Here is a 25,678-nt window from a genome sequence, read left to right as displayed (position 1 = left end):
AATCGTAGTCCGACCTATGCCTGACCTGTTTCGAAGCGACTGATCTTGTCGCCGGCGACAGTGAAGCGCCAGGCCGTCCGCATGGAGCCCCACCGGTCGTTGGTGTAGTCCGCGACCAGTGCCCGTCCGCCATCCGACACCGACTCGACATTCATGCGGGCGTTGGAACCGAAGATCTCGGAATCCACCCAGTTTTGAACGTTGCGGTCCGAGCCATCGTCGGACATGGAAACGTCTTCGGTCAGCAAGTCAAAGAATCCTGCTGAGTCGCCCGCGTTGACGGCGTCAACGAATTTTGCGACAACGGGGTCAAGTTGATCTACCGTCATGTGAACCTCCAGCGACTGTGACACGCGATGCCCCGATGACTTGATGCGGGCTGTTGTTCCTACCCGGGCGAGGGTTTGAGGGAACTCCTCAACACCGGAGATACGCCCAATGGTCGCCAAGACTCTCCCCAGCTCACCTCCATGTGTCCGGAGCTCACCTCCATGCGTCCGGTTCGGCCAGCGGCGTATACGGACCAGGCAGGCACCCGCCTGCCTCGGTGCGGCAGAGGGGCCGCTCCCCGGGCGAGCACGCTCTCCCCCTCACGCAGCCGTCCCACTTCGTGAAGCAGTGCAGGGGCCGTCGGCAGCACGGTGGGCAAAGCGGCGGCGGTGCGCAGATCACTGAGTCACCACTTCTCCCTGCTGCGCAAGGAAGGCATCGTCGGGCAGCGCAACATGGGCCCGAAGCGGGTCAACTGACTGCGGCGCGAGGGGTTCAACGCCCGATTCCCCGGACTGCGCGACCTGATCCTGCGTCAGACCCACTCGACCGCTGAACCATCCGAACGAACGGATTCGCGGCGTACCGAGGCCATTTCACGCTCCTCGCAACCACCCGGTACCTCCTGGACTTGCCGCAGTCTTGGCAGCTATTGCAGCCATTGCAGTCATCGCAGTCATCTGCTGCGCACAACGTGTGCTCCGCTTTCCCGAAAAGGGCACGGCGTAAAGCGTTTGACGTGGGCGGTGTTGGGCGGTCAGATGGCGCTCCATGAGTGGAGGGCCGATGCATCCGGGACTGCGTCCCATCGATGATGACCTGGTGCTGCGGTTGATCGCCGGGCAGTTTCCCCAGTGGGCGGAGCTGGGGGTGGAGCGGATTGCGTCCGCAGGCACGGTGAATGCCGTCTATCGGCTGGGCGACGACATGGTCGTGCGGTTGCCCCTGGGGGAGGGAGGAGCTCCGGAGGTGGTCATGGAGCGGGAGTGGCTGCCCAGGCTCGCGGAGCGCTTGCCGGTGGCCGTACCGGAGGTGCTCGGGGCGGGGGAGCCGGCTGAGGGGTACCCGTGGCCGTGGGCGGTCTATCGGTGGCTGGCGGGGGAGAGCCCTGTTGCGGAGGCGTGGGAGGAGCCGGTGCTGCTGGCGCAGGACTTGGCCGGTTTCGTGGCGGCGATGCGGAGTGTCCCCCTGCCCGGGGCGCCACGGGCCCACCGCGGCGGGCCTCTCGCCTCGCTGGACGCGTCGACGCGGGCGGCCGTAGAGGAATTGCGTGGGATTCCGCAGGAGGGTGTCGACGGTGATGCCGCGGTGGCAGTTTGGGAGGAGGCGCTGCGGGCTCCGGGGTGGGACGGGCCACCGGTGTGGCTGCATGGCGACTTGATGCCGGGCAATCTGCTGGTGGGCGGTGGCAGGTTGACCTCGGTGATCGATTTCGGGTGCATGGGCGTGGGTGATCCGGCGTGCGATCTGTTTCCGGCGTGGAATCTGCTGCCGGCCGCTGCCAGGGCGGACTTCCGTGAGGCGCTCGGCGTGGACGACGCGACGTGGATCCGCGGGCGGGCCCGGACGCTCTCGCAGGCGCTGATCGCGCTGCCGTACTACCGCGGGACGAATCCGGCGATGGCACACAACGCCCGGCATGTGATCCGGGCGGTGCTGCGGGAGGGCTGATCGAAAGCTCCGCTCCAGGGAGTTGGGGTGGTGCGCCGGCCCTGCCCGCGAGAAGTAATGAATGCGTAAAACTGCTGGTATTGTCGGAAATTCACTGAGTGATCTGGCTGAAGGATTCTGCATGACCGCGCCCGTCTCTCCCGACGGATCCCCGACCGGGGACCCGCTGCCGCAGCACCGCGACCCGTGGGCTGCGCCGCCCGCTGAGGGCGGCGCGTACCAGGCGCCGTGCCCGCCGCTGGCCTGGACTCCGCAGCCCAGCAACGGCATGGGCATCACTGCCCTGGTACTCGGTATTGTCGGCGTCGTCCTCGGCGTGTTCATCTTCCTGTTCTGGCTGTCCTGGCTGCCGGCGTTGCTGGCTGTGATCTTCGGTGGCGTCGGACTGAGCCGGGTACGCATGGGCCGGGCCACCAACAGGGCCATGGCACTCAGCGGTGTTGGTCTGGGCATCTTGGGGCTGCTCGTGGCGGCGTGCAGCGCGGTGTTCACCGCCGTGCTGGTCAAGGATGTGGTCGACGACGCCCGTGCGCACGTCAAGAAGGTTGACGCCGACGCCCGCGCGAAGGCCAAGGCGGCCGAGGAGGCCCGTCACCTGTCCTTCGGTAAGGCGTACACCTTCGACAACGGTCTGAAGGTCACGGTCGGCAAGCCGGTGCCGTTCGTCCCGGACGGCTATGTTCTCGGCCATGCCAAGGGCAACAAGGCCGTCCAGGTCACGGTTACCGTGGTCAACACCGGCAGCAAGCGGGTCGCCGTCGAGACCGGGCTGCCCAGCGTCAACGACGCGGACGGGGCGTCGGCGGAGCTGGTGATCGACGGCAGCGGGCGGCAGAAGGTCATCACCGGCTACGTTCTGCCCGGCAAGGAAGCCGTGGGCAAGTACGCCTTCTCCCTTCCGCCCGAGGCCGCCAACCGGATCGAGGTGGAGTTCAGCCCCGACGCGAAGCGGTGGCAGGACGCCTACTGGAGCGGCCCCACCTCCTGACGGCGTACCGGGCGCATACGGTACGGCGGACCGCTTACCGCGATGATGCCCGCGACAAGCCGTCCGCCGCTGCTTCGTTGCCGCCGGCAGTGTTGCCGTACGAGTGCGCTCGCGGGGGTTCTCAGCCGGTCCCGTGCCGAGGAATGGTGACCTTCAGGATGCGGCCGGAGGCTTCGGAGACGAACAGGGCGTGCTGTGCGCTGTGCTCACCGAAGCCGCGGGCGACTCGCACGCTGGTGGGCGTGCGCAGGCCGGTTGCCAGGGTGCAGGACCGGCCGGTGGCGGGATTCACCTGGATGAGTTCGCCGTCCCGGAACGAGGTGACGATCAGGTTGCCGTCGAAAGTGGTGAGGTCGTCAAGGAGCTTGATGTCGAGGGGGTTTGGGCTGAGGTTGGCGATCGTGGTGTGGTGGGCGGGGTCGTTCAGGGGGATCCGTACGACCGGCGAGGCGGCGTTGGTCAGGACGCTCGCGTACAGCTGGTCGCCGGCGATGTGCAGGCCGTTGGTGCCGAAGACGTTCGCGGCCCGTGTCCACTTCTCGTCCTTCGTGCCGTCCGGGCGTATCTTGACGATGCTGGTGGCCAGTTCGCCGCTCAGGTAGAAGTTGCCCTTGGCGTCGATGGCCAGGCCGTTGATGCCGGACACCCCGTCCACCACCTTCACGGGCTTCGGTCTGGCGGCGGTCGGGTCGAAACGCATGATGCCGCCGCCCGAGAGCCATGAAGTCAGGGGATTCACGCCGAAGTTGACGTACATCATCCCGTCGGGGCCGCGCCGGATTCCGCCGGGGCCGTTCACCGGGAAACTGGTTTTGAGACTTCCGTCGGGTGCGTAACCCTCGACCCGGTGCTGGGTGACGTGCGAGACCCAGAGTGTGCCGCGTCCGTCGAACTCCAGGTTTTCCCGCCAGTCGAGCAGTGGTATGCCGCCCTGCCGGAACACCTCCGTGTGCACCTGTTGAGCGCATCGTTCCAGAGGTGTGGTGGTGGGTGCTTTGGCTGCCGTCGCGGCGTGAGCTGTGACCGGCGCCGGTGACCGGGGGGTGACGGCCGAGGCCGGTGGGGCGGTAAGGGTCAGTGCGGAGAGCAGCCCTGCCGCGCAGACGGCCTGGCGCAGAAAGGCCGCCACGGAGGGGCGTGGTGTCACGCCGTGGCGGCCGGAGGATGCTCCGTGGGACGGGGCTCGGTGGGGTAATGCGGGGTGGTGGGCCACTGGTTCCCCTTTCACTTGTGCTGCGGGCCGTCGGCGGACTGTTCGACGTCAACTGTCCGAAGGTCAAGATAGTTTGACGGCGCCTGGGTGGACCATGGTTTCCCGCAGGTGCGCGATCTGGCTGCTCGTGTGGAGGCGGGGGCAGAGCTTGTAAACGTCATCCAAACGCGGTAATGGCGGCAGGCCATCCAGTCGAATATCATCTGGGACATGACGCCCACATGCGTCTCAGACGCCACCGTCGAGGTCAACGAACGGATACGTGCGTTCATGGCCGCCCGAGTCGGTCGACCGCTAGGGCCCGAGGAGCAGGCCGAGTACGAGCAGTTGCTCGTCAACTGGACGGACGCCATACAGGCACGCTCGACCACCAGCTGAAGCGCAGCGCCCCGCCCTGCCGGAGCGGTGAAGCAGGTGCGGGGCGCTGTGCAGGGATGTCCGACGGTTGCCGGAGAGTGAGGGTGAGCGGTGTTGGTACGAGCGATAGGCCGGTGATCAACCCGTCCGCGTGGCGAGTTCCCTGGTGATGCGGTCCAGCATGAACTCCGAGGAACCCCGCGCGCGTTCCTCTTGATGGCGCGGACGAGGTCGACGGCGGGGGTGTTCTCCTCGCAGAAGTCGTCCGGGTGGGCCTCCGGGGCGAGGGCGATTTTCATGTGGTGGCTCCGTAGAAGGCGGGCGGGGCTTGAGGTCGACGGGGGTGACGGTGCCGTCGGATTCCAGGGAGCGGACGGCGGCGTCGGTGGTGACGGTGGCGGCGTAGCCGTCCCAGGCGGATGGGCCGGGGTGTTCGGTGCCGGCGGCGATGGTGTTGATCCATTCCCGGAACCGGGTGTCGAAGGCGTTCGCGAAGCTGGCCTTCCAGTCCTGGAGCACGATGTCGGGGCGTCAGTGGATCGAGGCGTGCCAGACGCCCTCGACGAGACGGTCCTCGCCGTGCGGGACCGAGGAGGCCGGGTTCCGAGGGAGCCGCCGCTTGCCGTCGAACTCCTGGCGCGGTAGTTCCTCGGACTCGCAGATCAGGACGGCTCTCTTGCAGTCGTCCAGTCGTCGATGTCCTTGGCGGTGAGGGAGATCGGCGTCACATCGGGCGGCTGATCTGTCATGGCTCACTCCCGTTTGCTTTCCCGACTTTGGGAGCGGTAGCGGATATGGGATCGTATCGGGGTGGACAAGCTCGACCTGCTCCTGCATCCCGTGCGGCTGCGTATCGTGCACGCCATGTCAGGTGAACGCACGCGTACCACCTCCGACCTGTGCGCGACCCTTCCCGACGTCCCCAAGACCACCGTGTACCGGCACGTCGGCCTGCTGGCCGACGCCGGGGTATTGGAAGTCACCGACGAACAGCGGGTACACGGCGCCGTCGAACGCCATTACCGGCTGCGCCGCGAGCGCACGGTGATTGACACCGACGAGGCCGCGTCCATGACGCTGGACGACCACCGGCGCGGCTTCACCGCGGCCCTGGCCGGCCTGCACGCGGACTTCAACGCCTACCTCGACCGGGACGGCGCCGACCCGGCCGCCGACTCGGTGGGCTACACCCAGATCCCGCTCTGGCTCGACCGGGACGAACTCGCCGAACTGGTCGACGAGATCGTCGGTGCCATCAGGTCCAAAAGGCACAACAAGCCCGCGCCGGGCCGCAGTCTCCACCTGCTGAGCCCGATCCTGTTCCCGCTGGAGGGGCTACCGCACCACGACGGCTAGGCCGATTCGTATGCAACACCGGATACTTGGTGCGTGAGCGCGCTCATCGAGTGCGGCACGCCCGATGGCTTCGGTGGGCTGCCGTCGGCCGTGTACCGGGGGAAGCTGCGGGGCAGTTGACAGTGGGGAATCTCCTGTCCGTGGCCCTTACTGTGCGACAGCGACACCGTCGCTCTCGCCGTCGCTCTCGCCGTCGATCTCGCGCGTCGGGTCTGGACGGCCCAGCCCACCGAGGAGAGGGAAGATCACAACGACACGCTGGTCCTCCTTCGCCGCTTCACCCACCAGCTCCGGCAAGAGATCGCCAGGGCCTGGTCTCAATTGGATCACCCGGTGCTGATCTGGGTTTCGATGCCATCGAGGACGGTTTCGAGGCCGATACGGAACGAGGCATCGAAGTCATTGTTGCCGACGTCGGTGTGCTGGGCCAGCGTGGGATGGAGTTCCTTTCGGCGGTGAAGGTATTGCTGGGTCTGGCGGCGCAGTTCGGCCTCTGCAGCAGGATCTCGTCGGCTGGTGCGCCAGACGTTCTCCGCGGCGGTGTACCCCTGCACGTAGTAGGTCAGGGCCGAGACGGCAGCGCTGAGTCGGGGACCTACGAGTCCGGCCTGGTGAAGCACGGAGTACACCAATTCGGACCGTTCCAAGGCATGGGGGCCGAGCAGCGGGCGGGTGGCCATCAGGACGGGCAGCCAGGGATGCCGGCGCATGACGTCCCTGCTGCGGGTCAGCTGGCAGTGCAGGGCCTCGCGCCACGGGAGGCCGTCGATGGCGCCTATATCGATCTCGCCGATCGCCGCGTCCACGGCGAGGTCCAGGACGTCTTCCTTGCTGCCGACGTACTCGTACAGCGACATGGTGCCGGCGCTCAGGCGGGCTGCGAGACGTCGCATGGAGAGCCCTTGCACTCCCTCGGCGTCCAGCAACGCGACCGCCGCTGTGGTGATCCGCTCTCGGGACAGCCTGGGTTTGCGATCGGGCTCCCCGGCAAACCAGATGGCCGCAGGACGTGACATGGGCATTCGCACACTCTCCTTCCGTACACCGTACGGGTGACCGTACAGCTAGCTTTCCTTGCGAACTCGGCTTTCCGGCAAGGAGGTAGCGATGGCCGTGACATCACGGGAGTGGCTGCGCAACTACGCGGTGCTGGCACTGCGCATCAATCGGCAGATGGCGGGAAGCGCCACGGGGACGGTACTCATCTACCGAGGGCCGCAGGAGTGGCGTGCCCGAGTGGAGAACGAGGAGCCGCCTCCGGCGGGGCGGTTGGTCGACAGCGCCGAGGCGCTGCTGGCGCAGGTGCCTTTCCCATCCCACCGCGGTCGGTATCTGGCCGCTCATGTCCGGGCTCTGCGGGCGGTCGCTCGCCGGCTGTCCGGGCAGGAGCTGCCGTTGGCCGAGTACGCCGGCGAGTGCCTGGGTATCTCGGTACGTCGGTTGCCGGAAGAGTTGTTCGAGCAGGGGCATGCTGCGCTCGATGCCGCGCTGCCACGGAGTGGCGGATCCTTGGCGCATCGACTGCATGCCTGGAAGACGGCGCACACCCTGCCTTCGGACCGGTTGGACCCGTTGACCGTTCTCGTTGACCGGGCCGTGGCCGAGACGCGCCGGCGTACCAGCGCGATCGTGCCCCTGCCTGCCGACGAGGTGGTGCAGTGCCGACTGGTGTCCGGGGTGCACTTCCGGGCGGCTGGGGATTACGAGGGCGGGCTGAGGTCAACCATCCACATCAACCGCGATCTGCCGTTCAATCTGGCCGACTTGCTGTATGTCGTCGCGCACGAAGGGCACCCCGGACACATCGCCGAATCCCTGCTCAAAGAGCGCCGGCTCGTCGAGGAACAGGGCCGCCTCGAACAGCGGGTGCGGTTCATGTTGGCGCCCAGTTTCGTGATCAGCGAAGGGCTCGGGCTGCATGCGCAGAACATCGTCTTCCCCGGCGACGAGGCCCAGGCGTGGCTGGCCGACCACGTCCTGGCCGCCCACGGGATGCCTCCGGACGGCAGTGACTTCGCCGCCATCCACCGCACGCAGAACCTCCTGTTCGGGGTCTGGGCCAACGTCGCGATGATGGCCGACGAAGGCCGCCGGCACGCAGAGTTGGCCGCCTACCTCTCACGATGGGCTCTGCTCTCCGAGGCCGAGGCCCACGCGGCGCTCAGCGTGCTGCGCGCCACGGGCATGGCCCTGTACGTGCTCAGCTACTTTCACGGTTGGCAGCTCCTGGACTCCTGGCTCGCCGCCCCCGATCGGACCGCGAGGATCCGCCGGCTGCTGACCGAACAACTCCTCCCCGTCGACCTGCGACCCGCGCACTGACCGCCGCACCGGCCGCGCAGGCACGCCGCTGAACGCGCTGCGCAGGCACCTGGGATCGCACCTCGGCGCCGACCGGAGCGCGGTCCACCGCATCGACGATCCAGGATGAAGCCACATGATCGCCCGGACGAAAGAGCTGCGGGCCGAGCGCTGAGGACACCGGAGCGACCTGCCCGGCATCTTTGGCATGCAGATCCGGAGATCCGTTACGGGCTAATGGGAAACATGATCCGCAAACGCGCCTCTCCTGTCACTGCCACCGCATGCCTCGGCATATCGGCCCTGGTGACACCGGCAGGCCACGTCGGCAGCAGTCCGGTGCACCGAGGGGGCTGCGGGAACCGCTGACGGAGCGGTTCCTACGAGTCGCCGGCCGCTGCGCACCAGCCCGGCGGTGCCGTGGCCGGTGCGCTGTCGGCCACGTCACCAGCGGTCGATGCCCATCGTCCGCGCCGCGTCGTGGATCGCGTTGTAGTGAGCGAGCGACATGCCGGACTTCTTGTCCTTCTCCGGAAGGTTGCGGTCCTTGGACCGGAACTCGTCCCGCGAGCCGGCCAGCAGGCTGGTGCCGTAGCTGACCGGCACGTCGGGCTTGCCGTGGACGGGGTGCGACTTGGCCGCGGTGTCGCTGCCGGCCTTCGCCAGGATGCTGCGGGCCTGGTTGTACGCGGCGGCCTTGACGGTCTTCGGGTTCGCCGCGACGCGGGCGCCCGTCACGCGGTCGCCGACGACGGTCGGCGTGACGGCGGTTGCGGTTGCCCGGCTCGGTTCATTCGCCGCCTGGTCGCTCTTGACGGTGGTGGCACCGGCGGGCGGGGCGACCACCGCGAAGGCCGCGGCCGATACCGCGGCGACCAGTCCGGTGCGAATGGCTAACTTCATTGCTGCAAGTCCCTTCTGTGCATTGCTGTCCGTCGACGCTACACCTGATGTCGTCTCCGCCGTCAACGAAGTGCCGCCTGCTGTAACGGAGTTGTCGATGTCGGCCGCCGTATGCCTGGGAAGCCGTATGCCTGGGAAGGGGCCGGATCGGATGCCGTGCTCGGCCGTAGCAGGGAGCCGGGCGCTCGCGGGCACGCGCGGAGCAGGAGTTCGGGCGAGTTGCCGCGGCGCGCTTCAGTGGGGGCCTGCCGCTGGTGCGGTCAGAAGGACCCCATGTCGGCGGAGACCCAGTGTTCCGGCCGCATGTAGATGGCGATGTGCTCACCGAGGTGGGTGCGGTCGTATTCCACGAAGTCGGCGACCTTGTCCTGAGGGAGGTATCGCGCGGTCATCTCCCAGGACAGCTCGCGGCTGTCGGATTCCGTCCTGGTTACCGGGCCCTCAACCGACACATAGCGCACGGTCGGCTCGGTCCGCTGCACCATCAGACTGAAACGCCCGGCGGACCGAATCGCTCGGGCCTTGCGGGAATCCGGCCCGGTACGGATCCACAGTTCGCCGCCCGGCGTGTAGTGGTACCAGATGGGGACTGTCAGCGGCGCGCGGTCCGGCCGTTCGATGACCGACAGCGCACCGATATGAGGTTCCGCCAGAAAAAGCTCTCGTTCGCGCATCGACAGTGTCATGGAGCCGACCATAGCCCGTGCGACGGCTCCGGCAGGTCACCGTGGCGCTTTCGCCCGACCCCGGGTGTCACCGCATGGGGCCGCGCCGTTCACGGCGCGGCCCCATGGATTCACACCCGGTCGGCGGCGATCAGCAGGTACTGGAAGCTGCCGTTGCGGTAGGCGTTGAGGAAGGTCTCCTCGATGCCGGTGACCAAGTGGTCGGCCTGGCGGCGCAGTTCCCAGTACGGAAGGGCGGCCTCCGTCAGGTCCTGGACGTGGACGGGGACGAGCCTGTTGCGGGCCATGGCGCTGAAGTACGCCGAGCGGGGATGGATGTCGCAGATGTAGTGGGCGTTGATGAGGGAGACCTCGCGGGAGGCACGGCCGTAGGCGTCGTTGTAGCAGCCGGTGATGGTGACGTAGCGTCCACCGCGCCGCAGCAGGCGCGCGTGCTCCGCGAACAGCAGGTCCAACTCGACGTACATGGTCGACTCGTTGTTCCAGGACGCAGCGTACTCGCCGGAGGCGAAGCCGGTGTCGAGCATGTTGCGGTGGTGGTAGCGCACCTGGTCGTCGATACCGCGCTTGCGGGCCTGCTCGTTGGCGAAGTCGGCCTGCTTGGCGGAGATGGTGGCGCCGTCGGCGTAGCAGCCGTAGCGCAGATGGGCGACCACGCTGCCGCCACCGCGTCCGCACCCGGCGTCGAAGACGCGGTCGGTGGGGGAGAGGTCGCCGAGGTGGGAGGCGAGGAGTTCGGCCTGGGCGTGTTCCAGGCGGTGCAGTTCGCCGGTGACCCGCTCGCGGCGGCGGTCGGGGTCGGGCTCGTCCAGTACCGACAGGTCGGCATCCCCGATGCCGTAGTGGTGGTGGTACAGGTCGTCGATCTTTCCGAGTTCGAGGTTGACCGGGTTTTCCTCGGCGTTCCAGTAGTCCGCGACGCGGGACTGGTACGTGGACTGGGTCGGCACCGGTGTGCGGACGATGCCGGCGTGTGCGATGGTCAACGGTGACTCCTTGCCGTGGTGCGCGGGATCGGTCTACCAGTAGTTGGGCAGGTGGTAGCGGTCGGTGTTGGTGGCATGCCACTCGTGGTTGCCGGCGACCCAGTCGGACAGGCCCCGGACATACCGTTCGAGGAGCGGCGAGGTGGCGGCCAGCGGGGCCGACTCCGCCTCGAACGCCTCGAAGACCTCGTTGTGGATGTCGACGCTCTTCAGGTAGGCGGCCTTGAGACCGCGTTTGTCGTTGGCGGCCACCACCTGGGGCAGGTTCAGGTGCTTGGGGTCGCTGGCCAGTTCCTTGGTGAAGGAGTACAGGTCGTTCACGATGGTCGTGGCATTGCAGGCCAGGGCGGTGACCCGCTGGACCTCGGGGCGGGCGTAGAGGGCTTCGGGCAGTTCGTAGCCGTCCACGGCGTCGACGAGGGACAGGCAGGGGCGGAAGTTGTTGAACTGCCGCATCACCAGGTACTCCCAGACATGCGGCACGTGTCGCGTCGCCGCCCAGGACGCCTCGGCGAGGTAGCCGAGGTGCAGCCGGGCCATGTCGTGGACGAACCGGTCCGTCTGACTGGGAGTTGCGAAGGCCGCGTAGTCCTGTATGGCCCAGTGGTACGAGCGCAGCGGGCCGTCGGCCTGCATGCCGCGGTGCCACTCCGCCTCCAGTGCGGGCGTGCCGTGGAACGGGTCGAGAGCCGACTGGGCGAGGATCAGACGACCGCCCAGGCTGCGGCGCGAGGCACCGCGGCCCTCGTCCTCCTCGCAGTAGCAGCTGTCGACGATGTTCTCGGCCAGCAGGAACTCGCCCGCGACGGTGAGGCGTTCGAGATCGAACGCACCGGGATGCTGCAGGACGACCGCCCGGCCGACCTGGAACTCTGCGAAGTCCCCGGTCCACTGCGCGGGGAAGAGATCCAGCCGGCGGGCCCAGGACTCCAGCCTGCGGTCGATCTCCCTGGCCTTTTCCGGGTCGGCGGGGACGGCGGGCCGGTACTTCAGCCCGGGGACGGCTCCGCCGCGTCGGGCCCGCAGGCTGCGGGCGAGGTTCGGCGGGCCGGGCAGCGCGTACCCGGCCGCGGTGTCGGGGGTCGTGCTCATGGTTGGGAACTCCACCCGGTCAGTCGGCGCTCCGGCCGATCTGGACGTTCTCCAGGATTCCGGCCGCGTCGGGTACGAGGATGGCCATCGAGTAGTAGGCGGTGACGAGGTACTTGATGATGGCGGCGTCGTCGATGCCCATGAAGCGGACGTTCAGACCGGGCTGGAACTCCTCCGGCAGGCCGGTCTGGTTGAGGCCGACGACCCCCTGGTCCGCCTCCCCGGTACGCAGCGCGATGATGCTGCTGGTGTGCTCGCCGGTGATCGGGATCTTGCCGCACGGGAAAATCGGGACGCCGCGCCAGGCGGGCACCTCGTGCCCGTCGACATGCGCCGTGCCCGGCACCAGTCCGCGCTTGTTGCACTGCCGGAAGAACGCGGCGATCGCCTTGGGGTGGGCCAGGAACAGCCGGGTCTTGCGGCGCATGGACAGCAGCTCGTCCATGTCGTCGGGGGTGGGCGGACCGCTGTAGGTGCTGATGCGCTGGCCGTAGTCGGTGTTGTGCAGCAGCCCGAACTCACGGTTGTTGACCAGCTCCCACTCCTGGCGTTCACGGATCTCCTCGACGGTGAGCCGCAACTGCTGCTGTGTCTGGTCCATGGGTTCGTTGTAGAGATCGGCGACCCGGCTGTGCACCCGCAGCACGGTCTGGGTCAGGGAGAGCTCGTACTCGCGCGGGGTGAGGTCGTAGTCGACGAAGCCGCCGGACAGCGTCGGTTCGCCGACGTGCCCCGCCTGTACCGGCACATCCGCCTCGCCCTTGCGGTTCACGGGGCGCTGCTGCCGCTCCGCGTACGCCGCCAGGTGTGCGGCCAGGGACGGCACCCGGCCGGTGAACTCCTCGACCACGTCCCAGGGCAGCGCCAACAGCACGCCCGCCGTCTCGGCCCGTACCGAGGTCTGCCACCGCGGTTCGGGCCGGCCGATCGCCTCGTCCCCCATCTGGTCGCCGTCCGTGACGACGCCGATGACCTCCTCCCCGCCGTACTTGCCGGCCGCGTAGCGCGCGAACCGGCCGTGCACGACGAGGTACGCCTCGGTGGCCCGCTGCCCGGCCTCGAAGAGCACCTGGCCGGCCCGGACCTCCCGGACGCGGAACCGCCCGGCGATCTCCTTGAGGACGTCGATATCGGGGTAACCGCGCAGCACGGGCAGCTCGGTGAGGGTCTGCGGGATCACCTTGATGTCGTCCGCGCCGTTGTGCTCGAACTGGACACGGCCCCGGCCGACACGGAGTTGCAGACGCCGGTTGACCCGGTAGGTGCCACCCTTGACGTCCACCCACGGCAGCATCTTCAGCAGCCATCGCGAGGTGATGGCCTGCATCTGGGGCACGGACTTGGTGGTGGTGGCCAGTTGGCGCGCGGCCTGTGTACTGAGACTGGTGAGCGCGGTGTCTGCGGATGGATCGAGTGCGGGCTCTTCGGTAGCGGAACCGGTGACGCTGTCCGGTGCGGACACATTCCCTCCCGGGACGTGAACAGGCATGAGCAAAACGGCCGATGGTGCGCAGGGTGGCCGTACGCAGGAACTAGCGAAACAGGCTGGAGATCATCTCGGTACGGCGTGAAGGGGGGCGGCTTCGCATTCGGAAGGCACAAACCCCGGGATGATGCAGCCGGTGCCCGGTCGAGCTTCCGCACGCCCTCCGCCGGCTGCCAATTCCATGATTACAAGTGCCGGGAGCGGGACCGATAACCCTTCTCGCCAGTCGGTTCGCAGGGTGTTCCGGCATGAGAGGGCGGGCGCCGGCATCCGGACCGGCCGGACCGTGCGCAGCCGCTCGGTCCGGGCTGCTGCTCCGCCTCAGGCCAGGGTCTGGGTGACGCGCCACAGCCGGCGCGGCAGTTCGCCTTCCTCGAAGCCGTGGACCTCGTCCAGTCGCCACCCCTCGGCGAGGCCGTCGACCAGCCGGCGGGGGAAGAAGTGGACGGCGAAGCCGCCGTGTTCGTAGATGTCGTCGCCGTGGGCCGTGCCGGCGCCGTAGTGGGCGTCGCCGGTGTGCCGGGCGGTGTAGACGAAGACCCCGCCCGGACGCAGCACGCGACGGACCTCGTCGACCAGGGCGTGGATCTCGCGGGTGGACAGCGCCATGCACAGCAGCATGTGCGCGAAGACGGCGTCCACCGAGTCGTCGGGCAACGGCAGCGGAGTCCGGACATCGTGCACTGCCGTGCTGATCCGATCGGCCAGGCCCTGAGCGCGGGCGGCGTCGCGCAACTGCTCAAGTCCGTTGGAACTGAAGTCGGTTGCCTGCACGGCGAAGCCCTCGCCGGCGAAGTACAGGGCGTCGCGGCCGTGCCCGGCACCGAGTTCCAGTACCCGTTCGGCCCCCGCGGCCCGGAAGACGCCGGCCGCGTGCACGGCCGGGGCGGAGGGCTCGGCGCCGTACATGCCGGGGTACGCGGCATAGGTGTCCTGCCAGTGCCGCCGCTGCTCCTCCGCCCGCTCCCGCTCGCCATCTGCACCCGCCGGAGCGTCGCCGGCCGTACCGGCGCCGGCCAGTGCCTGTCGCAGCTGGTCACGGGTGGGCAGTCCGGCGGGCCCCTGCGGCGTCGGGTACATCCGGCACGTCAGCCCGGAGACGCGACCGGGCGCGGCGAACAGGTCCCGTCCGTCGACCACGAAGGCCGGGGACCCGGCGAAGCCGATCCGCTCGGCCTCGTCTTGATCGGCCACCACCCGCGTCTCCCACGTGACGTCCGCCAGCCCGGCGTCGTCCAGCGCCTGACGCAGCAGCTCGACCGCCGCCTCCTCGTGCGGGCAGTCCGGCACGACCAGAACCTCGATCCTCACGGTTCCAGGATGGCGCAGGGGTGGCCGTGACGCGTGTGGTGGTCACCGCCGCTGTCGCCGTGCCCGGGGCTGCTCTGCCGGGTCCTGGCTGTTGGCCGGGATGGCTTGGCTCACTGGGTGGCAGCGGGGGAGACCAGGAGGCCACCGACGAAGGTGTGGGTGGGGCTGAGGTCGCGCAGAGCGTCGCCAAGGCAGTGCGCGGGGTCCTGGTCCCAGACAGTGAGGTCGGCCAGGCGGCCGGGGGTGAGGGTGCCGCGCAGGTTCTCCTCATCGCACAGGCGGGCGGCGTTGGTGGTGTGCAGAAGTGAGGGCCTCGTCGTAGGTGATGGCGTGCTCGGGGCCCTTGACGCCGATGACGGTGTGCCGGGTGGTCATGCCCCAGACGGAGCGCATCGCGCCGAACTGGCCGACGGGGAAGTCGGACCCGGCGCTGACCTGGGCACCCTGGTCGAGCCAGCCCCGGGCGGGGAAGAGCCGGGCGACGCGTTCCGGGCCCCAGAAGCCCTCTTCCACCTCGGCCGTGTCGTGCAGCAGCGGCTGCTGGATGGTGACGGGGATGCCCAGGGCCACGGCTCGGGCGCGCTGTTCGGGGCCGGCCAGGCCGCCGTGCTCCATCACCAGCGTGCCGGCGGGCAGACCGGGGTTGCGGTCGAGGACGCGTTCGTAGACGTCCAGGAGGATGCGGACCTGCGGTCGCCGTAGGCATGGGTGCCGACCCCAGGCCCTGGCACGCCGCACCGACACGGTCTGGGTCGACATCCTCGGCGGCGGCGACGAGGTCTCCACGATCTTCTTCCTCGACGGCCCCGACGCCCGCAACACCCTGCTGCTGCGCGACCTGCCCGCCACCGATGCCGTCGGCTCCTGGACCGCTCACACCCTGCTACGCGTCTTTCCCACCGCATTCCGCTGGACCGCGGGCCTCCTCTCACTCCAAGAGCTGGCTCAGCTCATCCCCGACCCCACACCCCCGACAGCGCCTCCTCCGCCGCTGGCCATCGACACCGCGCTGATCGCGGCGCTGACCGAGGACGGCCGGAGCACCTACAGCGAGCTCGCCCGCCGTGCCGGCACCACCGCGCTCACCGCCCGCCGACGACTCGACGCGCTCGTGCGCGGCCAGACCGTGCGTCTGGCGACCGAGGTCGACCTCGCCCTGCTCGGTGCGTACACCGAAGCCCTGCTGTGGATCGCGGTGCGGCCCGGCGCACTGCACGAGGCCGCCCGGACCCTCAGCGGTCACCCGCACGTCCGCTTCTGCGCCGCCACCACCGGCCCCGCCAACCTCGTCGTCGCTCTCGCCACCGCGGACCTCGACACCCTGTACGCCTTCCTCACCGACGCCGTCGGCTCCCTGGACGGGATCACCGCCATCGACACCACCCCGCTGCTGGCGACGGTCAAACGCACCGGCCTGATCCGCCACTGACGAGCCGTCCCGGGGTGGTGGTGCCCCTCCGGCAGCCCGGAGGGGAGTGGAGTTGCCTGCGGTGGAGTACCGACCGTCACCGCCGTGCTCGTCGGTCAGTGCTCCACCGGGGAGGGGACGATGCCCCGTCAGCAGTTGGCGACCGTTTTGGTGTTGGAGCCCGATGAACGAGGAATGGGACTCCTTCCTCGCCCACTTCGAGAAGTGAAAAGTGTCCATCGGCACTTGCGCACGCGGCTTCGCAACCCCGTGCGTCCTTCGTTCCCGAACCGTTCTGACGCGTACTCGTTCATCGACTCAGGTCTGTTCTCCGTACCGGCTGATCGCCATCGGGAGGAAATTCCTGAGGAAGGACCTGCACACCGGGTTGCGGTGTGTCGCTGCATGTTCGATCGGGACGAGATGACACCCCATTCTGCGTTTCGCCTCATAGGCGTTCTGTGTCAGGCTGATCTTGGTCACACCCAAGCGAATCATCTCCTGGATGCTGCGATAGTGGATGACCTGATAGAGCCGTAGCTCGCGCGCGCAGTCGTAGTCGAGGCCGATGCGCAATACCACCGCGCTGTTCTCCTTGACAAGGAAGATCAAGAACCCCACCAGGCGGTCCCGCTGCCAGCAGACGACAGCCCTGGCGGGAATCCTCGCGTCGGTGGAGAGCAAGGTCATGAATTCCGGTGTCCATACGTCCAGCCTGGACTCCGCACGGTCGAGCACCGCTTGATAGAGCGGCATCATGGCTGGTACGAGATCATCGAATCGGTCGCGCACCTCGATGGTCACGTCTTGATGCTCGGAAAACCTCGCCAGATTACGACGGACGGTACTTCTGCCGTTCCTGGACAGGGTTGAAACATATTCCTCAAAACTCTTGGCGCGCAGGCAGAGCCACGCAGCGGGGAGCCCCGGGGCGCGAAAGTATCCGGCTCTTTTCAGAGCCGGATCCAGACATTGCAGTTCCGACGGTGCGAAGTTCGTGAAGCCGATCCACCGTGAGCCCATCGACGCAGCCAGTTGTTGCACCGTGTCCACCAGGAGGTGTGACGCCGTCTCAGGGATCCCGCCGTCTCGCAGGACTCTTCCGGTAGGACCCATGACATGTCCGCACAGCAGAGCCTTGATGCGCAGTGATCTCCGCATGATGCCGTGCAGCGGCCGCAGTACTTGGCGTCCCTGGGTTCCCAGAATGTCTTCCAGAGCAAGTCCGTGGAAGACGCACATCGGCAATACGGCCCTCACCTGCTCTCCCTGTTTGAGCAGGATGTAGCGATAGGCATCCGGGCCGATTCCGGTCCGCTCCATGGCCTGGAAGAACGCGTAGTCGTAGATCGGGTCGTCAGACGGTGCGAGCTCGTGCCACACCTCCGGCGGGATTTCAGAGACGCTGTCGGCCACCGCGGACCGCCAAGTGGACAGAGAAGTCGAAGCCGTTCGTTCAGGGCTGATCATCGTCACCCTCCGAAGGGACTGAGGACGGGTCTTCGCGCTCCGTGCTCTGTGCTCGGGCGGAAGACTCCGTGCGGCATATTGGCCAGGCTATTCGTCATGATTCGGTCGGCGAGGGGTTCCGGGAGACCCGCCGTACCCGGCCCGCCGAGATCGAACCGGGCGTCGATCGGAACTGCACCGCCCTCTTGGAGCGAGGCGATCGACCGGTGGTCGGAAATGGCAGCCAGGTTCCCGTCGCAGGTGAAAACCGGGAGCAAGCCGAATAGCCTGCTCGGCTGTACGCCGGGAATGCGGGGAGTAACACGGATCGGGCGCACTCGAACCCCAAACTCTCCGAGCCATGCGTCAGGCATGGCCTGATCTTCGGCAGCCTAGCGCGAGTTGTGAGGATCAACGCGAACCAGGCGCAGCGTTTTTCCGCCGGGCATGCGGTCGCTGACGGCTTCTTCCCTGCCGGATACGGCGACAGCCCCACAGCAGAGCGGGGATGCTGTCGACCGGTTCCGTACCGTCGGGCAAGGATGGCGGGGAGGGCGCAGCCGAACGCGTTGAGTCCCTCATCGGCGGGACCGTCCGCACTGGCTCGACCTCACCTCATCGTGGGCGGGTACGGCCTTCCTCCGTGCCTCCTCCACGACGTCCGCGAGGCGTTGCGCAGGCTTGCTGCGTGTGCCGTAGCTCCGGCGCGTTCGATCGTGGGGTCAGTGCCGCTCGGCCAACCCCTGGGTTTTCAGAGGGAGTTTCCACGTGTTGCGGCGGTGGACGGCGTGGAATGTGCGGTGGAGGGGGGAGGGCGGGACGGCCAGGACCGGGCAGCTGGCGCGTGCCAGGCAGTAGCGGGCCACGGAGGGCAGCAGCGCTCGGCGCAGCCGGCCGCGGGCTCCGGCTCCGACCACCAGCAGGTCATCGGGCCGATCGGCGACCGACAGCAGGACCTTGGCCGGTTTGCCGAGTACCACGAGCCGCTCGAGCGGTACCCCGGGCCCGGCGCTGCCGAAGGCGGTGTCGAGCGCGTTGGTGAGGCGGTCTACCGCCAGGCGGCGCCATGCGGCCAGCGGCTCCGGGCAGGGTCCGCCGCGATGGGCGATGTCGCCGCCCGGCGGTTCCCAGGCCAGCACGGCCCACAGTGTGGCGCCGGTGGCGCGTGCCTCGGAGGCGGCCCGGTGCAGCGCGGTCAGGCTTCCCAGTGAACCGCTCACCCCGGCCACAACGCGGAAGCCCGGCTTGTTCATGGGGTCAGCTCCTCGCCCTGTGCCACGTTCACACGTTCCATCGAAGGGGACCCGATAGTGGGATCGCGAGGTGTTGGTGTTTTCTTTGCGCAGGGAGGGGCTACCTTGACGGGTTCCTGATGCCGGCGGGCCGGAAATCGATGCGGGGCAGCCTGCCGACGCACGGGTAGGGGCAGGGTGGGTGGCGGCGCGGTGCGAACGGGGAAGATCACTTGGTGGCTCCTCGGTGGTGACGGACTATCAGCTCCACGTGATCCGCGTGCGGTTTCCAGGGGGCACTTGCTTACCTTCCCCAGATCTTCCGGCACGCCGCGCGGGTCCCAGGTCGTCGTCCCGGTGCCGTCGGCGGCTGTGGCGATGTGTGCGGGGGCGATGTTTCCGCCGGCGGGTCTGCCGGAGAAGGCACGGTTGAATTCGTCGGGGATCTGCCAGCCCTGTTGGGGGAACGGTTCGGGGACGGTGGCCGCTTGGAACTGCCGGCTGTTGATGCGTGGGAAGGCGGAGGGGCCGCTGTCGCCCGCGCCGATGTGGAACGGGACGGCGGCGGCCTTCTCGTGTGCGGCGCGCAGGGACGGGGCGGCGTCGGCGAAGTACACGTCGTTGACGGCGGCGGAGTGAGTCCAGGCGTTGCGGAAGTGGGAGAGAAGCTTCGCCGTCGATCACCCGGAGGTCCGAGCCGATGGTCCGGGCGGCTTGTGCAACGCGGTTGGCGGCGCCAGCGACGCCGGGCTGGTCATGGACTGGTTGACGTGGACGATGGTTTTGCCGGTGGTCGCTCTGGGGCCGCTGGTGGGGCCGTGGGCGTCGGGTTGGTCTTCTCGGCCTGCTGAACGGGCGCCTCGGCACGGACCAGGACGGTGAGGCAGCCGGCAGGCGGGCGAGACCGCTTCGAGGTCGAGGTTGTCCAGGAGCCGTACGCCCATGGCGACGATCGCCAGTGCGTGGACCGGTAGTGCGCACCGTCGACCGGCGAAGGACGTACGTCGCTGTCGCCGTCGCCGCCGAGCAGGGCGATACCGGGCTCGGCCAGCAGGGGCATGGCGTCCGCATGGAAGCCTGCGCTTGCCGCGTCGGGGTTCCAGGCTCCCGGTTCCCGGCGGCGGACGCTGTCGGCCGGCGGCAGTACCGCGCCCTCACCGATCGTGACGTCGAGCGCTCGTTCCGCGGTGACGACGTTCGCGGAGTGCCCGGCTCGTCCGGGCTCCAGCCACCTGCTGCCCGAGACGGTGGGCAGTTCGAGGAGTACGCCCCCGGTCACCAGGGGGCCGAGCGTGGATACGTCGCTGAGGTGGGCGCCTCGGGAGTCGACGAGCTCGTGTGCGGGGCGGCCGTCGTGGAGGTGTCCGCGGGAGGCGATGTGGCACAGCGCGTCCAGGTGATCCGCTCCTGATCTTGCGGACCACCTTCCGGCATGTCCCCGCCACGAGGCGTCCCGCCTGCCGTGCGGCGGCGACGGCGGTGGCGGCCCCTCTGGCGGGGCATTGCTACGGCTTCGACCGTCCCGTGCCGAGATGATCGAATTCTGCATTCGTCGGCGGGGGGCGAAAACCCTAGGCGCCGAAAAGTAATGCCACCGGCACGCGGGCTCAAAGATTTCACCAAGTTGAATTCTGTTATTCGGTGGGCTGTGCAGGTAATTGATCGTGCTCATTCCGATATCCGGACGCGGTGGCCGGTTCAGGTGGGGGCATTCCGTCACATCTCCCCGTCCGTGTCCGCTGAGCCCGGTGAGAATGTTCCTTCGAATGTAACTATTCAGCCAACGGCTCTTTGCAAGGCGCCGAATGCTCCCTACGCTGAGGCAACTTTTCGGCCAGCTCTGTCTTGAAAGGCCCCTCATGGCAAGCGTTGACGAGATCACGCCCATGTCGACACGCACATCAACACTTCGCAGGGACGTAGGACTGATCGGCCTGATGTGGGCCTCAGTCGGCTCGATCATCGGATCCGGTTGGCTCTACGGCGCCCAGAAGGCCGTCGTGGTGGCAGGCCCGGCCGCGGTGATCTCCTGGGGCATCGGCGCGGTCGCGATCGTGCTGCTGGCACTGGTGCATGCCGAGCTCGGTGGCCTCTTCCCGGTCGCCGGTGGCACGGCCCGCTATCCGCACTACGCCTTCGGCGGCCTGGCCGGCATGTCCTTCGGCTGGTTCTCCTGGCTCCAGGCGGCGACGGTGGCGCCCATCGAGGTCGAGGCCATGATCGGCTACGCCGGCCACTGGTCATGGGCCAAGAGCCTCCAGCATGCCAACGGAACCCTCACGGCAACCGGCTTCATCGTCGCGGTCGTCCTGATGGCGATCTTCGTGGCGGTGAACTTCCTGGGCGTGAAGGTACTGGCCCACACCAACAGTGCCGCGACGTGGTGGAAGATCGCCGTACCCCTCGGGGCGATCTTCGTCATCGCGGCGACCAACTTCCATCCGCACAACTTCACGTCCCACGGTTTCGCGCCGTTCGGTGCCAAGGGTGTGTTGAGCGCGATCAGCACCAGTGGCATCATCTTCGCGCTGCTGGGCTTCGAGCAGGCCATTCAGTTGGCGGGGGAGAGCCGCAACCCCAAGCGTGATCTGCCGCGCGCCACCATCGGCTCGGTGGTGATCGGTGCGGTGATCTACACCGCGCTCCAGGTCGTCTACATCGGCGCCCTGCCGCTGGCCTCCTTCGCCCACGGCTGGGCCAAGCTCGACTACGCCGGCATCAGCGGCCCCTGGGCCGGACTGGCCACCGTGGTCGGCCTGGGCTGGCTGGGCTGGGTCCTGTACGCCGACGCCATCATCTCCCCCGGCGGCACCGGCCTGATCTACACCACCTCCACCTCCCGTATCTCCTACGGCCTGAGCAAGAACGGCTACGCACCCCGGCTCTTCGAGAGGACCGACGGCCGCGGCGTACCGTGGTTCGGCCTGATCATCTCCTTCGTGACCGGCGTGATCTGCTTCCTGCCCTTCCCCAGCTGGCAGCAACTCGTCTCCTTCATCACCTCCGCCAGCGTCCTGATGTACGCCGGCGCCCCGCTGGCCTTCGGAGTGTTCCGCCGGCGGCTGGCCAACCACGAGCGTCCCTACCGCCTCCCCGGCGGCAATGTGCTCTCCCCGCTGTCGTTCGTCGTCGCGAGCCTGATCATCTACTGGGCCGGCTGGGACACCCTCCAGCGGCTCGGCTGGGCGATCATCATCGGCTACGTCCTGCTCGGCAGCTACGCCGCCTATGCCACGAAGAGGCAGCTGCCGAACGCGCCGAGGTTGGACTGGAAGGCCGCGCAGTGGCTCCCGGTCTACCTGATCGGTATGGGGGTCATTTCCTGGCAGGGTGGCTTCGGTGGTAAGGGCCACATCCCGCTCTGGTGGGACATGGCGATCGTCGCGCTGTTCTCCGTCGGCATCTACTACTGGGCCCGGGCCACTGCCGTCCCGGCCGAGGCGATCGAGCAGAACATCGAGGAGGTGGCGGTCGTCAACGAGGGCGGCCACTGACAGCGCCCCACGACCTCACGGTCAGGCATGCCGATGAGTTCCGCCGGTCATCCGGCGGAACTCATCGGCTGCCGCTTTCGTGTATTCAGCTTCCCCACCGCTCTCGTGCCTCACGGCATTCACATCAACCACACGATCGAACCCGGCCCGGTATTACGGAAGTTGACCCGGATCGACCGATCGGAAATTCCGTACGGGACAGATGCGGGAAGTGAATCGACCTGCCACATAACCGAGTTGGGTAGGGGCGGCCATTTCCTGTGACCATGACAGGTAGGGTCCGGGGCGAAGATCGATTGTCCGGGACGGTCCCATCGATCACGGCAGTTCCGTCCCGGCTCAGCCGTTCTTGCTCCCGTTGCGCCCCGACACCGGTACGTCCAGGGAGCGGGCGATGCCCACCACGCCCTCGTCGAGGCGCTGGAGATGCCGCAGCACGCGGAAGGTGACGGTCCCCGACCGCAGCGCAGGGGAGTCGTCCGCCTCCAGCATCGAGGCGATGCTCGCACCGGATTCCACCTCGCCCTCGGCATGCTCGTCCGCCACCCGCGCGACGATCAGATCGATGTTGCGCGCGATACGCAGGCCGGCGCGTTCGAGCCGGGGGTCGGCCGCGACGGTCTTGCTGAACGGCACGAGTTCGGCCGTCGCCGCCAGAGACCGCGCGTGATACGCGGAGGTATCCAGCAGCGCCACCAGATAGCGCGCCGTCTGCCGACGTACGCGCAGCGGCGTGATGGGATGCATCAACGGCTGGGTGGAGCCCCGCAGATCGTCCAGGGCGGTGTCCAGATCGCGTGCCCTGCTCAGCAGATCCACCGCAGGTCCGCCGCTGAGCTGCGCCACCGCCGCGGACACCACCTCGCGCAACCGGACCAGGACCGTGCCCAGATGCTCGTCGGTACGGCGGTCCGTGTGCACCGGCAGCACCAGAACGGCCGCGATGATCCCGCACGCGGCACCCAGCGCCGTCTCCTCGATACGCAGCACGAGCGTGGCGAGGCTGTAGGTGTTCAGCAGCGTGTAGAGCAGACCGAGCATCGCGGTGACGAAGAAGGACATCAACGCGTACGACAACGGGGCGGTGAAGAACATCCCGAAGACACAGAGCAGCACCAGGAGGAACGCGGTCCAGGTGTGGTTGCCGACCAGACCGGCAAGGCCGACACCGGCGACCACGCCGAGCACCGTGCCCAGCAGCCGGCGGTAGCCCTTGACCAGGATCTCGCCCGTCGAGGCGGTGTTGAGGAACACCACCCAGCAGGTCAGCACCGCCCAGTACCAGCGTTGGGTCGACAGGAACTCGCCGCCGACGATGGCCAGCGCGGAGCCCACCGCGACCTGGCACGCGGCCCGGGTGGTGGGCCGCTGGAGTCCGGTGCGTTCGTCCTCGCCCTCCGTGCTCTCCTCGGCCCCGACGATCGCGAGGTCCTCGGCATCGAACTCCTCACGCGAGCGTGTGGTGGCCGGCGAGTCGTCGGACTCGTCCTGTGGCCCGTCCAGCGCCAGCCGCAGACCCAGTACGGCACGCGCGGCCTCACCCAGACCGCGGAAGGCGTCCTGGACGGCCGGTGTGCCGGGCGGCAGATTGTCCTCGTCGCGGTAGCCGAGCAACCGGTTCCGTACATGTGCCAGCGCCGTGCCGCGGTCATCGGGCGCCCGCGCGACCAGCAGATGAAGCGCTTCGAGGTCCCGGCGCAGCGTGCCGATGGCATCCCCCTCGGCCTGCACACGGTTCATCATGGCCGGCACCGGGGCATCCGGCAGATGCAGGGTGAGGGTGTCCGTGCGCTCCGCGCTGCGCGCGTTGAGCAGCATCACGCCCAACCGTTCGGCCGCGATCTCGGCATCCGCGACCCGGCGTTGCAGCAGTCCCGCGACGGCGGCGTCACGGGTTCCCTCCTCCAGGCGGCCCTGAATCATCAGCGCCGCCTCGTGCAGCCGGGAGGTGTGCCGCCGCAGATCGTCCAGGACGCCGTCCAACTGCTGGGGACCGGCGTCCACCAACTCGATGTGGGTGGCCACCAGTTGCGCCAGGCGCGTCCGGAAAGCCTCGCGCAGGCGGCGCAGGGTCCCTTCCGGCGTCTCGGGAACGACCGCGAAACGCACCACGGCACTGCACGCGAAGGCGACACCCAGCGTCAGGTACAGCTCCGGCAGGGTCGGCACGGTGGCATGGACGAACAGCGAGATGAAGTAGACCTGGAAGCCGATCAGCCCCAGGGCCATGCCGCGGTCCCCGAAGCGGCGGGCGTAGACGGCGCCGAAGATCAGCGCGATGAAGAACAGGTCGCCGGCGACGATCCTGCTGTGGAGCAGCGCCGCCAGCGTCATGGCGGCGAGCGCGACCGGCAGACCGAGAGCGAGCGTGACCGCCTGGCCGCGCACCTCCTTCTCCCTGATGGCGAACGTGGCGACCATGGCCGCCATGGCGCCGGCGACCATCAACGTGACACCGGTGTCGAGCAGTGCCAGCACGACGAGCGTGAGCACAATCGCCGCCACCGTCCGCAGCCCGGCCATCAGCCGCAGCAGCCCGGGGTCGGATGCCGCGAAGCGATCCCAGGTGCCGCGCCCCGTCCGTCGTATCGCTGCCTTCACGCTGCCGCACGCTCCCCAGTCTTGGCATCGGCCGAGGTCATATGCGCCGTCGGCCGGCGATCAGCATCGCACGACACCTGCCCGGAGCCGCCGCGGAAGGCCCACGGGGGTGCACACCGGCCTCGGTCCGCTTCCGCACCCGGTCCTCCGCCCGTGCCGGAACGGCTCGTTCGCGCGGTCCGGCCGTACGGGGGATGGTGGTGCCGTACGTCCTGGTGCCTCAGGGAAGACGGTGCGGGCCCCACACGTAGTGGACGATGCTCCCGCCGCCGTCGGATACGGCAGTTCGGCCCGTGAGCGTGAAGCCCAGGCCCTCATAGAGGCGTTGAGCGCGGGCGTTGTCGGCGTGGGTGAACAGCTGGAACCGGTGGTAGCCCAGGTCGCGACCGTGGACGAGCAGTGCCCGGACGAGTTGCTTGCCCACTCCCTCGCCCCAGTGCTCGGGGCGGACGGCCACCATGCTGATGTGGCACAGCCCGGGGATGGCCGGGCCGGCACCGCCGTTCCGGCGGCCACTCTTCCCGGCCGCGAGGCCGACCGGACGGCCGTCCGTGCGCAGTGCGACGAAGAAGAGCGTGTCGGGACCGGCGAGCCTGGGGCCCGTCCGATCGCGGTTCTGCCCCTCGACGGGCGAACGCCCGCTCCGCCGGGCGTCGGCAGCGTGCAGGATCGTCAGCGCCTCCTCGATATCCGTCGGGGTTCCGGGGCGGACGGTGATGGCGTGGTCGGCTGGCACAGCGGCACCGTAGCCGTCCGCAGACAGCTGCGGTACCCGCACGACCCGCCCGCGACCTGGTGCCATTCCTCCGCTCGCGCCCGCCCACGCCGCTGACAGGCCCCGCTGAAGCGCGGGCCGGGAGCGGTGCCGACCGGA

At 68.4% G+C, this 25,678-nt stretch carries 23 protein-coding genes and 4 pseudogenes; 7 read left to right on the top strand and 20 right to left on the bottom strand.

Going from position 1 to position 25,678, the window contains the following annotated elements:
* Positions 1–14: 14 nt before the first annotated feature.
* Both RZ84_RS01775 and RZ84_RS40395 read right to left on the bottom strand, forming a co-directional pair.
* On the bottom strand, positions 15–329 hold the full coding sequence (locus tag RZ84_RS01775) for a nuclear transport factor 2-like protein (RefSeq protein WP_043268843.1): 315 nt from the start codon (positions 327–329) through the stop codon (positions 15–17).
* Positions 330–559: 230 nt separating this feature from the next.
* Positions 560–670: pseudogene (locus tag RZ84_RS40395) on the bottom strand (quinone oxidoreductase); the annotation flags it as partial.
* A 386-nt stretch (positions 671–1,056) separates the two neighbouring features.
* Between RZ84_RS40395 and RZ84_RS01765 the strand changes: the two are divergent.
* The gene (locus tag RZ84_RS01765; protein WP_043262813.1) at positions 1,057–1,941 is read left to right on the top strand and encodes an aminoglycoside phosphotransferase family protein; all 885 of its coding nucleotides are present in this window, start codon (positions 1,057–1,059) and stop codon (positions 1,939–1,941) included.
* 121 nt (positions 1,942–2,062) lie between these two features.
* Entirely contained in the window at positions 2,063–2,929 is an 867-nt protein-coding gene (locus RZ84_RS01760; protein WP_043262812.1) for a DUF4190 domain-containing protein, read from the top strand.
* A gap of 121 nt (positions 2,930–3,050) precedes the next feature.
* Here RZ84_RS01760 and RZ84_RS01755 read toward each other — a convergent pair whose 3' ends face one another.
* Positions 3,051–3,884, bottom strand: a complete 834-nt coding sequence (locus RZ84_RS01755; RefSeq protein WP_043262811.1) for an NHL repeat-containing protein — start codon at positions 3,882–3,884, stop codon at positions 3,051–3,053.
* 468 nt (positions 3,885–4,352) lie between these two features.
* Between RZ84_RS01755 and RZ84_RS39490 the strand changes: the two genes are divergently transcribed.
* Entirely contained in the window at positions 4,353–4,520 is a 168-nt protein-coding gene (locus tag RZ84_RS39490) for a hypothetical protein (protein WP_198539930.1), read from the top strand.
* A 274-nt stretch (positions 4,521–4,794) separates the two neighbouring features.
* Here the strand turns inward: RZ84_RS39490 and RZ84_RS35955 are convergent.
* A pseudogene (locus tag RZ84_RS35955) lies at positions 4,795–5,018 on the bottom strand (Gfo/Idh/MocA family oxidoreductase); the annotation flags it as partial.
* A 12-nt stretch (positions 5,019–5,030) separates the two neighbouring features.
* A complete protein-coding gene (locus RZ84_RS38710; protein ID WP_157878745.1) occupies positions 5,031–5,255 on the bottom strand; it encodes a hypothetical protein in 225 nt (74 codons plus the stop codon).
* A 54-nt stretch (positions 5,256–5,309) separates the two neighbouring features.
* Between RZ84_RS38710 and RZ84_RS01745 the strand changes: the two genes are divergently transcribed.
* Positions 5,310–5,855: a helix-turn-helix domain-containing protein gene (locus RZ84_RS01745; RefSeq protein ID WP_043262809.1), complete on the top strand. Its 546-nt coding sequence runs from the start codon at positions 5,310–5,312 to the stop codon at positions 5,853–5,855.
* Positions 5,856–6,181: 326 nt separating this feature from the next.
* On the opposite strand, the gene RZ84_RS01740 is transcribed toward RZ84_RS01745, so the two are convergent.
* On the bottom strand, positions 6,182–6,871 hold the full coding sequence (locus RZ84_RS01740) for a TetR/AcrR family transcriptional regulator (RefSeq protein ID WP_043268842.1): 690 nt from the start codon (positions 6,869–6,871) through the stop codon (positions 6,182–6,184).
* A gap of 220 nt (positions 6,872–7,091) precedes the next feature.
* Here RZ84_RS01740 and RZ84_RS01735 point away from each other — a divergent pair, with 220 nt between their 5' ends.
* Positions 7,092–8,177: a hypothetical protein gene (locus RZ84_RS01735; RefSeq protein WP_198539928.1), complete on the top strand. Its 1,086-nt coding sequence runs from the start codon at positions 7,092–7,094 to the stop codon at positions 8,175–8,177.
* Between the two features lie 423 nt (positions 8,178–8,600).
* Here RZ84_RS01735 and RZ84_RS39485 read toward each other — a convergent pair whose 3' ends face one another.
* From RZ84_RS39485 to RZ84_RS01700, 8 genes are all read right to left on the bottom strand, one after another.
* Entirely contained in the window at positions 8,601–9,059 is a 459-nt protein-coding gene (locus RZ84_RS39485) for a hypothetical protein (protein WP_198539927.1), read from the bottom strand.
* 260 nt (positions 9,060–9,319) lie between these two features.
* Entirely contained in the window at positions 9,320–9,745 is a 426-nt protein-coding gene (locus tag RZ84_RS01725) for a pyridoxamine 5'-phosphate oxidase family protein (protein ID WP_043268836.1), read from the bottom strand.
* Between the two features lie 110 nt (positions 9,746–9,855).
* On the bottom strand, positions 9,856–10,731 hold the full coding sequence (locus tag RZ84_RS01720) for a geranyl diphosphate 2-C-methyltransferase (protein WP_043262808.1): 876 nt from the start codon (positions 10,729–10,731) through the stop codon (positions 9,856–9,858).
* A 33-nt stretch (positions 10,732–10,764) separates the two neighbouring features.
* Positions 10,765–11,823 (bottom strand): family 2 encapsulin nanocompartment cargo protein terpene cyclase, encoded by a 1,059-nt coding sequence (locus RZ84_RS01715; RefSeq protein ID WP_043262807.1) that lies wholly within the window; start codon positions 11,821–11,823, stop codon positions 10,765–10,767.
* 19 nt (positions 11,824–11,842) lie between these two features.
* A complete protein-coding gene (locus RZ84_RS01710; protein WP_043262806.1) occupies positions 11,843–13,285 on the bottom strand; it encodes a family 2B encapsulin nanocompartment shell protein in 1,443 nt (480 codons plus the stop codon).
* A gap of 345 nt (positions 13,286–13,630) precedes the next feature.
* Positions 13,631–14,620: a class I SAM-dependent methyltransferase gene (locus RZ84_RS01705; RefSeq protein ID WP_241777503.1), complete on the bottom strand. Its 990-nt coding sequence runs from the start codon at positions 14,618–14,620 to the stop codon at positions 13,631–13,633.
* 110 nt (positions 14,621–14,730) lie between these two features.
* On the bottom strand, positions 14,731–14,880 hold the full coding sequence (locus RZ84_RS42210) for a hypothetical protein (protein WP_277816895.1): 150 nt from the start codon (positions 14,878–14,880) through the stop codon (positions 14,731–14,733).
* Positions 14,881–14,887: 7 nt separating this feature from the next.
* The gene (locus RZ84_RS01700) at positions 14,888–15,379 is read right to left on the bottom strand and encodes an amidohydrolase family protein (RefSeq protein WP_277816861.1); all 492 of its coding nucleotides are present in this window, start codon (positions 15,377–15,379) and stop codon (positions 14,888–14,890) included.
* Here RZ84_RS01700 and RZ84_RS01695 point away from each other — a divergent pair.
* Entirely contained in the window at positions 15,300–16,049 is a 750-nt protein-coding gene (locus RZ84_RS01695) for an Lrp/AsnC family transcriptional regulator (RefSeq protein WP_241777502.1), read from the top strand. The two genes, RZ84_RS01700 and RZ84_RS01695, sit on opposite strands and share 80 nt — an antisense overlap.
* 297 nt (positions 16,050–16,346) lie before the next feature.
* On the opposite strand, the gene RZ84_RS01690 is transcribed toward RZ84_RS01695, so the two are convergent.
* The 4 genes and pseudogenes from RZ84_RS01690 to RZ84_RS35945 all read right to left on the bottom strand — a co-directional run.
* Positions 16,347–17,498: a GNAT family N-acetyltransferase gene (locus RZ84_RS01690; protein WP_241777999.1), complete on the bottom strand. Its 1,152-nt coding sequence runs from the start codon at positions 17,496–17,498 to the stop codon at positions 16,347–16,349.
* 701 nt (positions 17,499–18,199) lie between these two features.
* Positions 18,200–18,730, bottom strand: a complete 531-nt coding sequence (locus RZ84_RS01685; protein ID WP_043262805.1) for a universal stress protein — start codon at positions 18,728–18,730, stop codon at positions 18,200–18,202.
* 283 nt (positions 18,731–19,013) lie between these two features.
* A pseudogene (locus tag RZ84_RS40390) lies at positions 19,014–19,383 on the bottom strand (sugar ABC transporter substrate-binding protein); the annotation flags it as partial.
* A 219-nt stretch (positions 19,384–19,602) separates the two neighbouring features.
* Positions 19,603–20,108, bottom strand: a pseudogene (locus RZ84_RS35945) (cyclase family protein); the annotation flags it as partial.
* A gap of 460 nt (positions 20,109–20,568) precedes the next feature.
* Here RZ84_RS35945 and RZ84_RS01675 point away from each other — a divergent pair.
* Positions 20,569–22,203, top strand: a complete 1,635-nt coding sequence (locus RZ84_RS01675; RefSeq protein WP_043262803.1) for an APC family permease — start codon at positions 20,569–20,571, stop codon at positions 22,201–22,203.
* A gap of 339 nt (positions 22,204–22,542) precedes the next feature.
* On the opposite strand, the gene RZ84_RS01670 is transcribed toward RZ84_RS01675, so the two are convergent.
* Together RZ84_RS01670 and RZ84_RS01665 are read right to left on the bottom strand one after the other, a co-directional pair.
* The gene (locus tag RZ84_RS01670) at positions 22,543–24,726 is read right to left on the bottom strand and encodes an FUSC family protein (RefSeq protein ID WP_052230389.1); all 2,184 of its coding nucleotides are present in this window, start codon (positions 24,724–24,726) and stop codon (positions 22,543–22,545) included.
* A 298-nt stretch (positions 24,727–25,024) separates the two neighbouring features.
* The gene (locus RZ84_RS01665; RefSeq protein WP_157878744.1) at positions 25,025–25,540 is read right to left on the bottom strand and encodes a GNAT family N-acetyltransferase; all 516 of its coding nucleotides are present in this window, start codon (positions 25,538–25,540) and stop codon (positions 25,025–25,027) included.
* Positions 25,541–25,678: the final 138 nt, after the last annotated feature.

Origin of the sequence: Streptomyces sp. CT34, from assembly GCF_000805335.1 — a bacterium.
GTDB lineage: Bacteria > Actinomycetota > Actinomycetes > Streptomycetales > Streptomycetaceae > Streptomyces.
The sequence above is the reverse complement of the archived record's forward strand: the minus strand, read 5'-3'. Positions and strand labels throughout refer to the sequence as shown.

Bases quoted from the DNA above. Each gene is read 5' to 3' on its own strand.
- RZ84_RS01775 (WP_043268843.1), bottom strand. From the start codon at position 329: ATGACGGTAGATCAACTTGACCCCGTTGTCGCAAAATTCGTTGACGCC.
- RZ84_RS01765 (WP_043262813.1), top strand. From the start codon at position 1,057: ATGCATCCGGGACTGCGTCCCATCGATGATGACCTGGTGCTGCGGTTG.
- RZ84_RS01760 (WP_043262812.1), top strand. From the start codon at position 2,063: ATGACCGCGCCCGTCTCTCCCGACGGATCCCCGACCGGGGACCCGCTG.
- RZ84_RS39490 (WP_198539930.1), top strand. From the start codon at position 4,353: ATGACGCCCACATGCGTCTCAGACGCCACCGTCGAGGTCAACGAACGG.
- RZ84_RS01740 (WP_043268842.1), bottom strand. From the start codon at position 6,871: ATGTCACGTCCTGCGGCCATCTGGTTTGCCGGGGAGCCCGATCGCAAA.
- RZ84_RS39485 (WP_198539927.1), bottom strand. From the start codon at position 9,059: ATGAAGTTAGCCATTCGCACCGGACTGGTCGCCGCGGTATCGGCCGCG.
- RZ84_RS01725 (WP_043268836.1), bottom strand. From the start codon at position 9,745: ATGACACTGTCGATGCGCGAACGAGAGCTTTTTCTGGCGGAACCTCAT.
- RZ84_RS01715 (WP_043262807.1), bottom strand. From the start codon at position 11,823: ATGAGCACGACCCCCGACACCGCGGCCGGGTACGCGCTGCCCGGCCCG.
- RZ84_RS01695 (WP_241777502.1), top strand. From the start codon at position 15,300: ATGCGGACCTGCGGTCGCCGTAGGCATGGGTGCCGACCCCAGGCCCTG.
- RZ84_RS01700 (WP_277816861.1), bottom strand. From the start codon at position 15,379: ATGTCGACCCAGACCGTGTCGGTGCGGCGTGCCAGGGCCTGGGGTCGG.
- RZ84_RS01690 (WP_241777999.1), bottom strand. From the start codon at position 17,498: ATGATCAGCCCTGAACGAACGGCTTCGACTTCTCTGTCCACTTGGCGG.
- RZ84_RS01685 (WP_043262805.1), bottom strand. From the start codon at position 18,730: ATGAACAAGCCGGGCTTCCGCGTTGTGGCCGGGGTGAGCGGTTCACTG.
- RZ84_RS01675 (WP_043262803.1), top strand. From the start codon at position 20,569: ATGGCAAGCGTTGACGAGATCACGCCCATGTCGACACGCACATCAACA.
- RZ84_RS01670 (WP_052230389.1), bottom strand. From the start codon at position 24,726: ATGGCCGGGCTGCGGACGGTGGCGGCGATTGTGCTCACGCTCGTCGTG.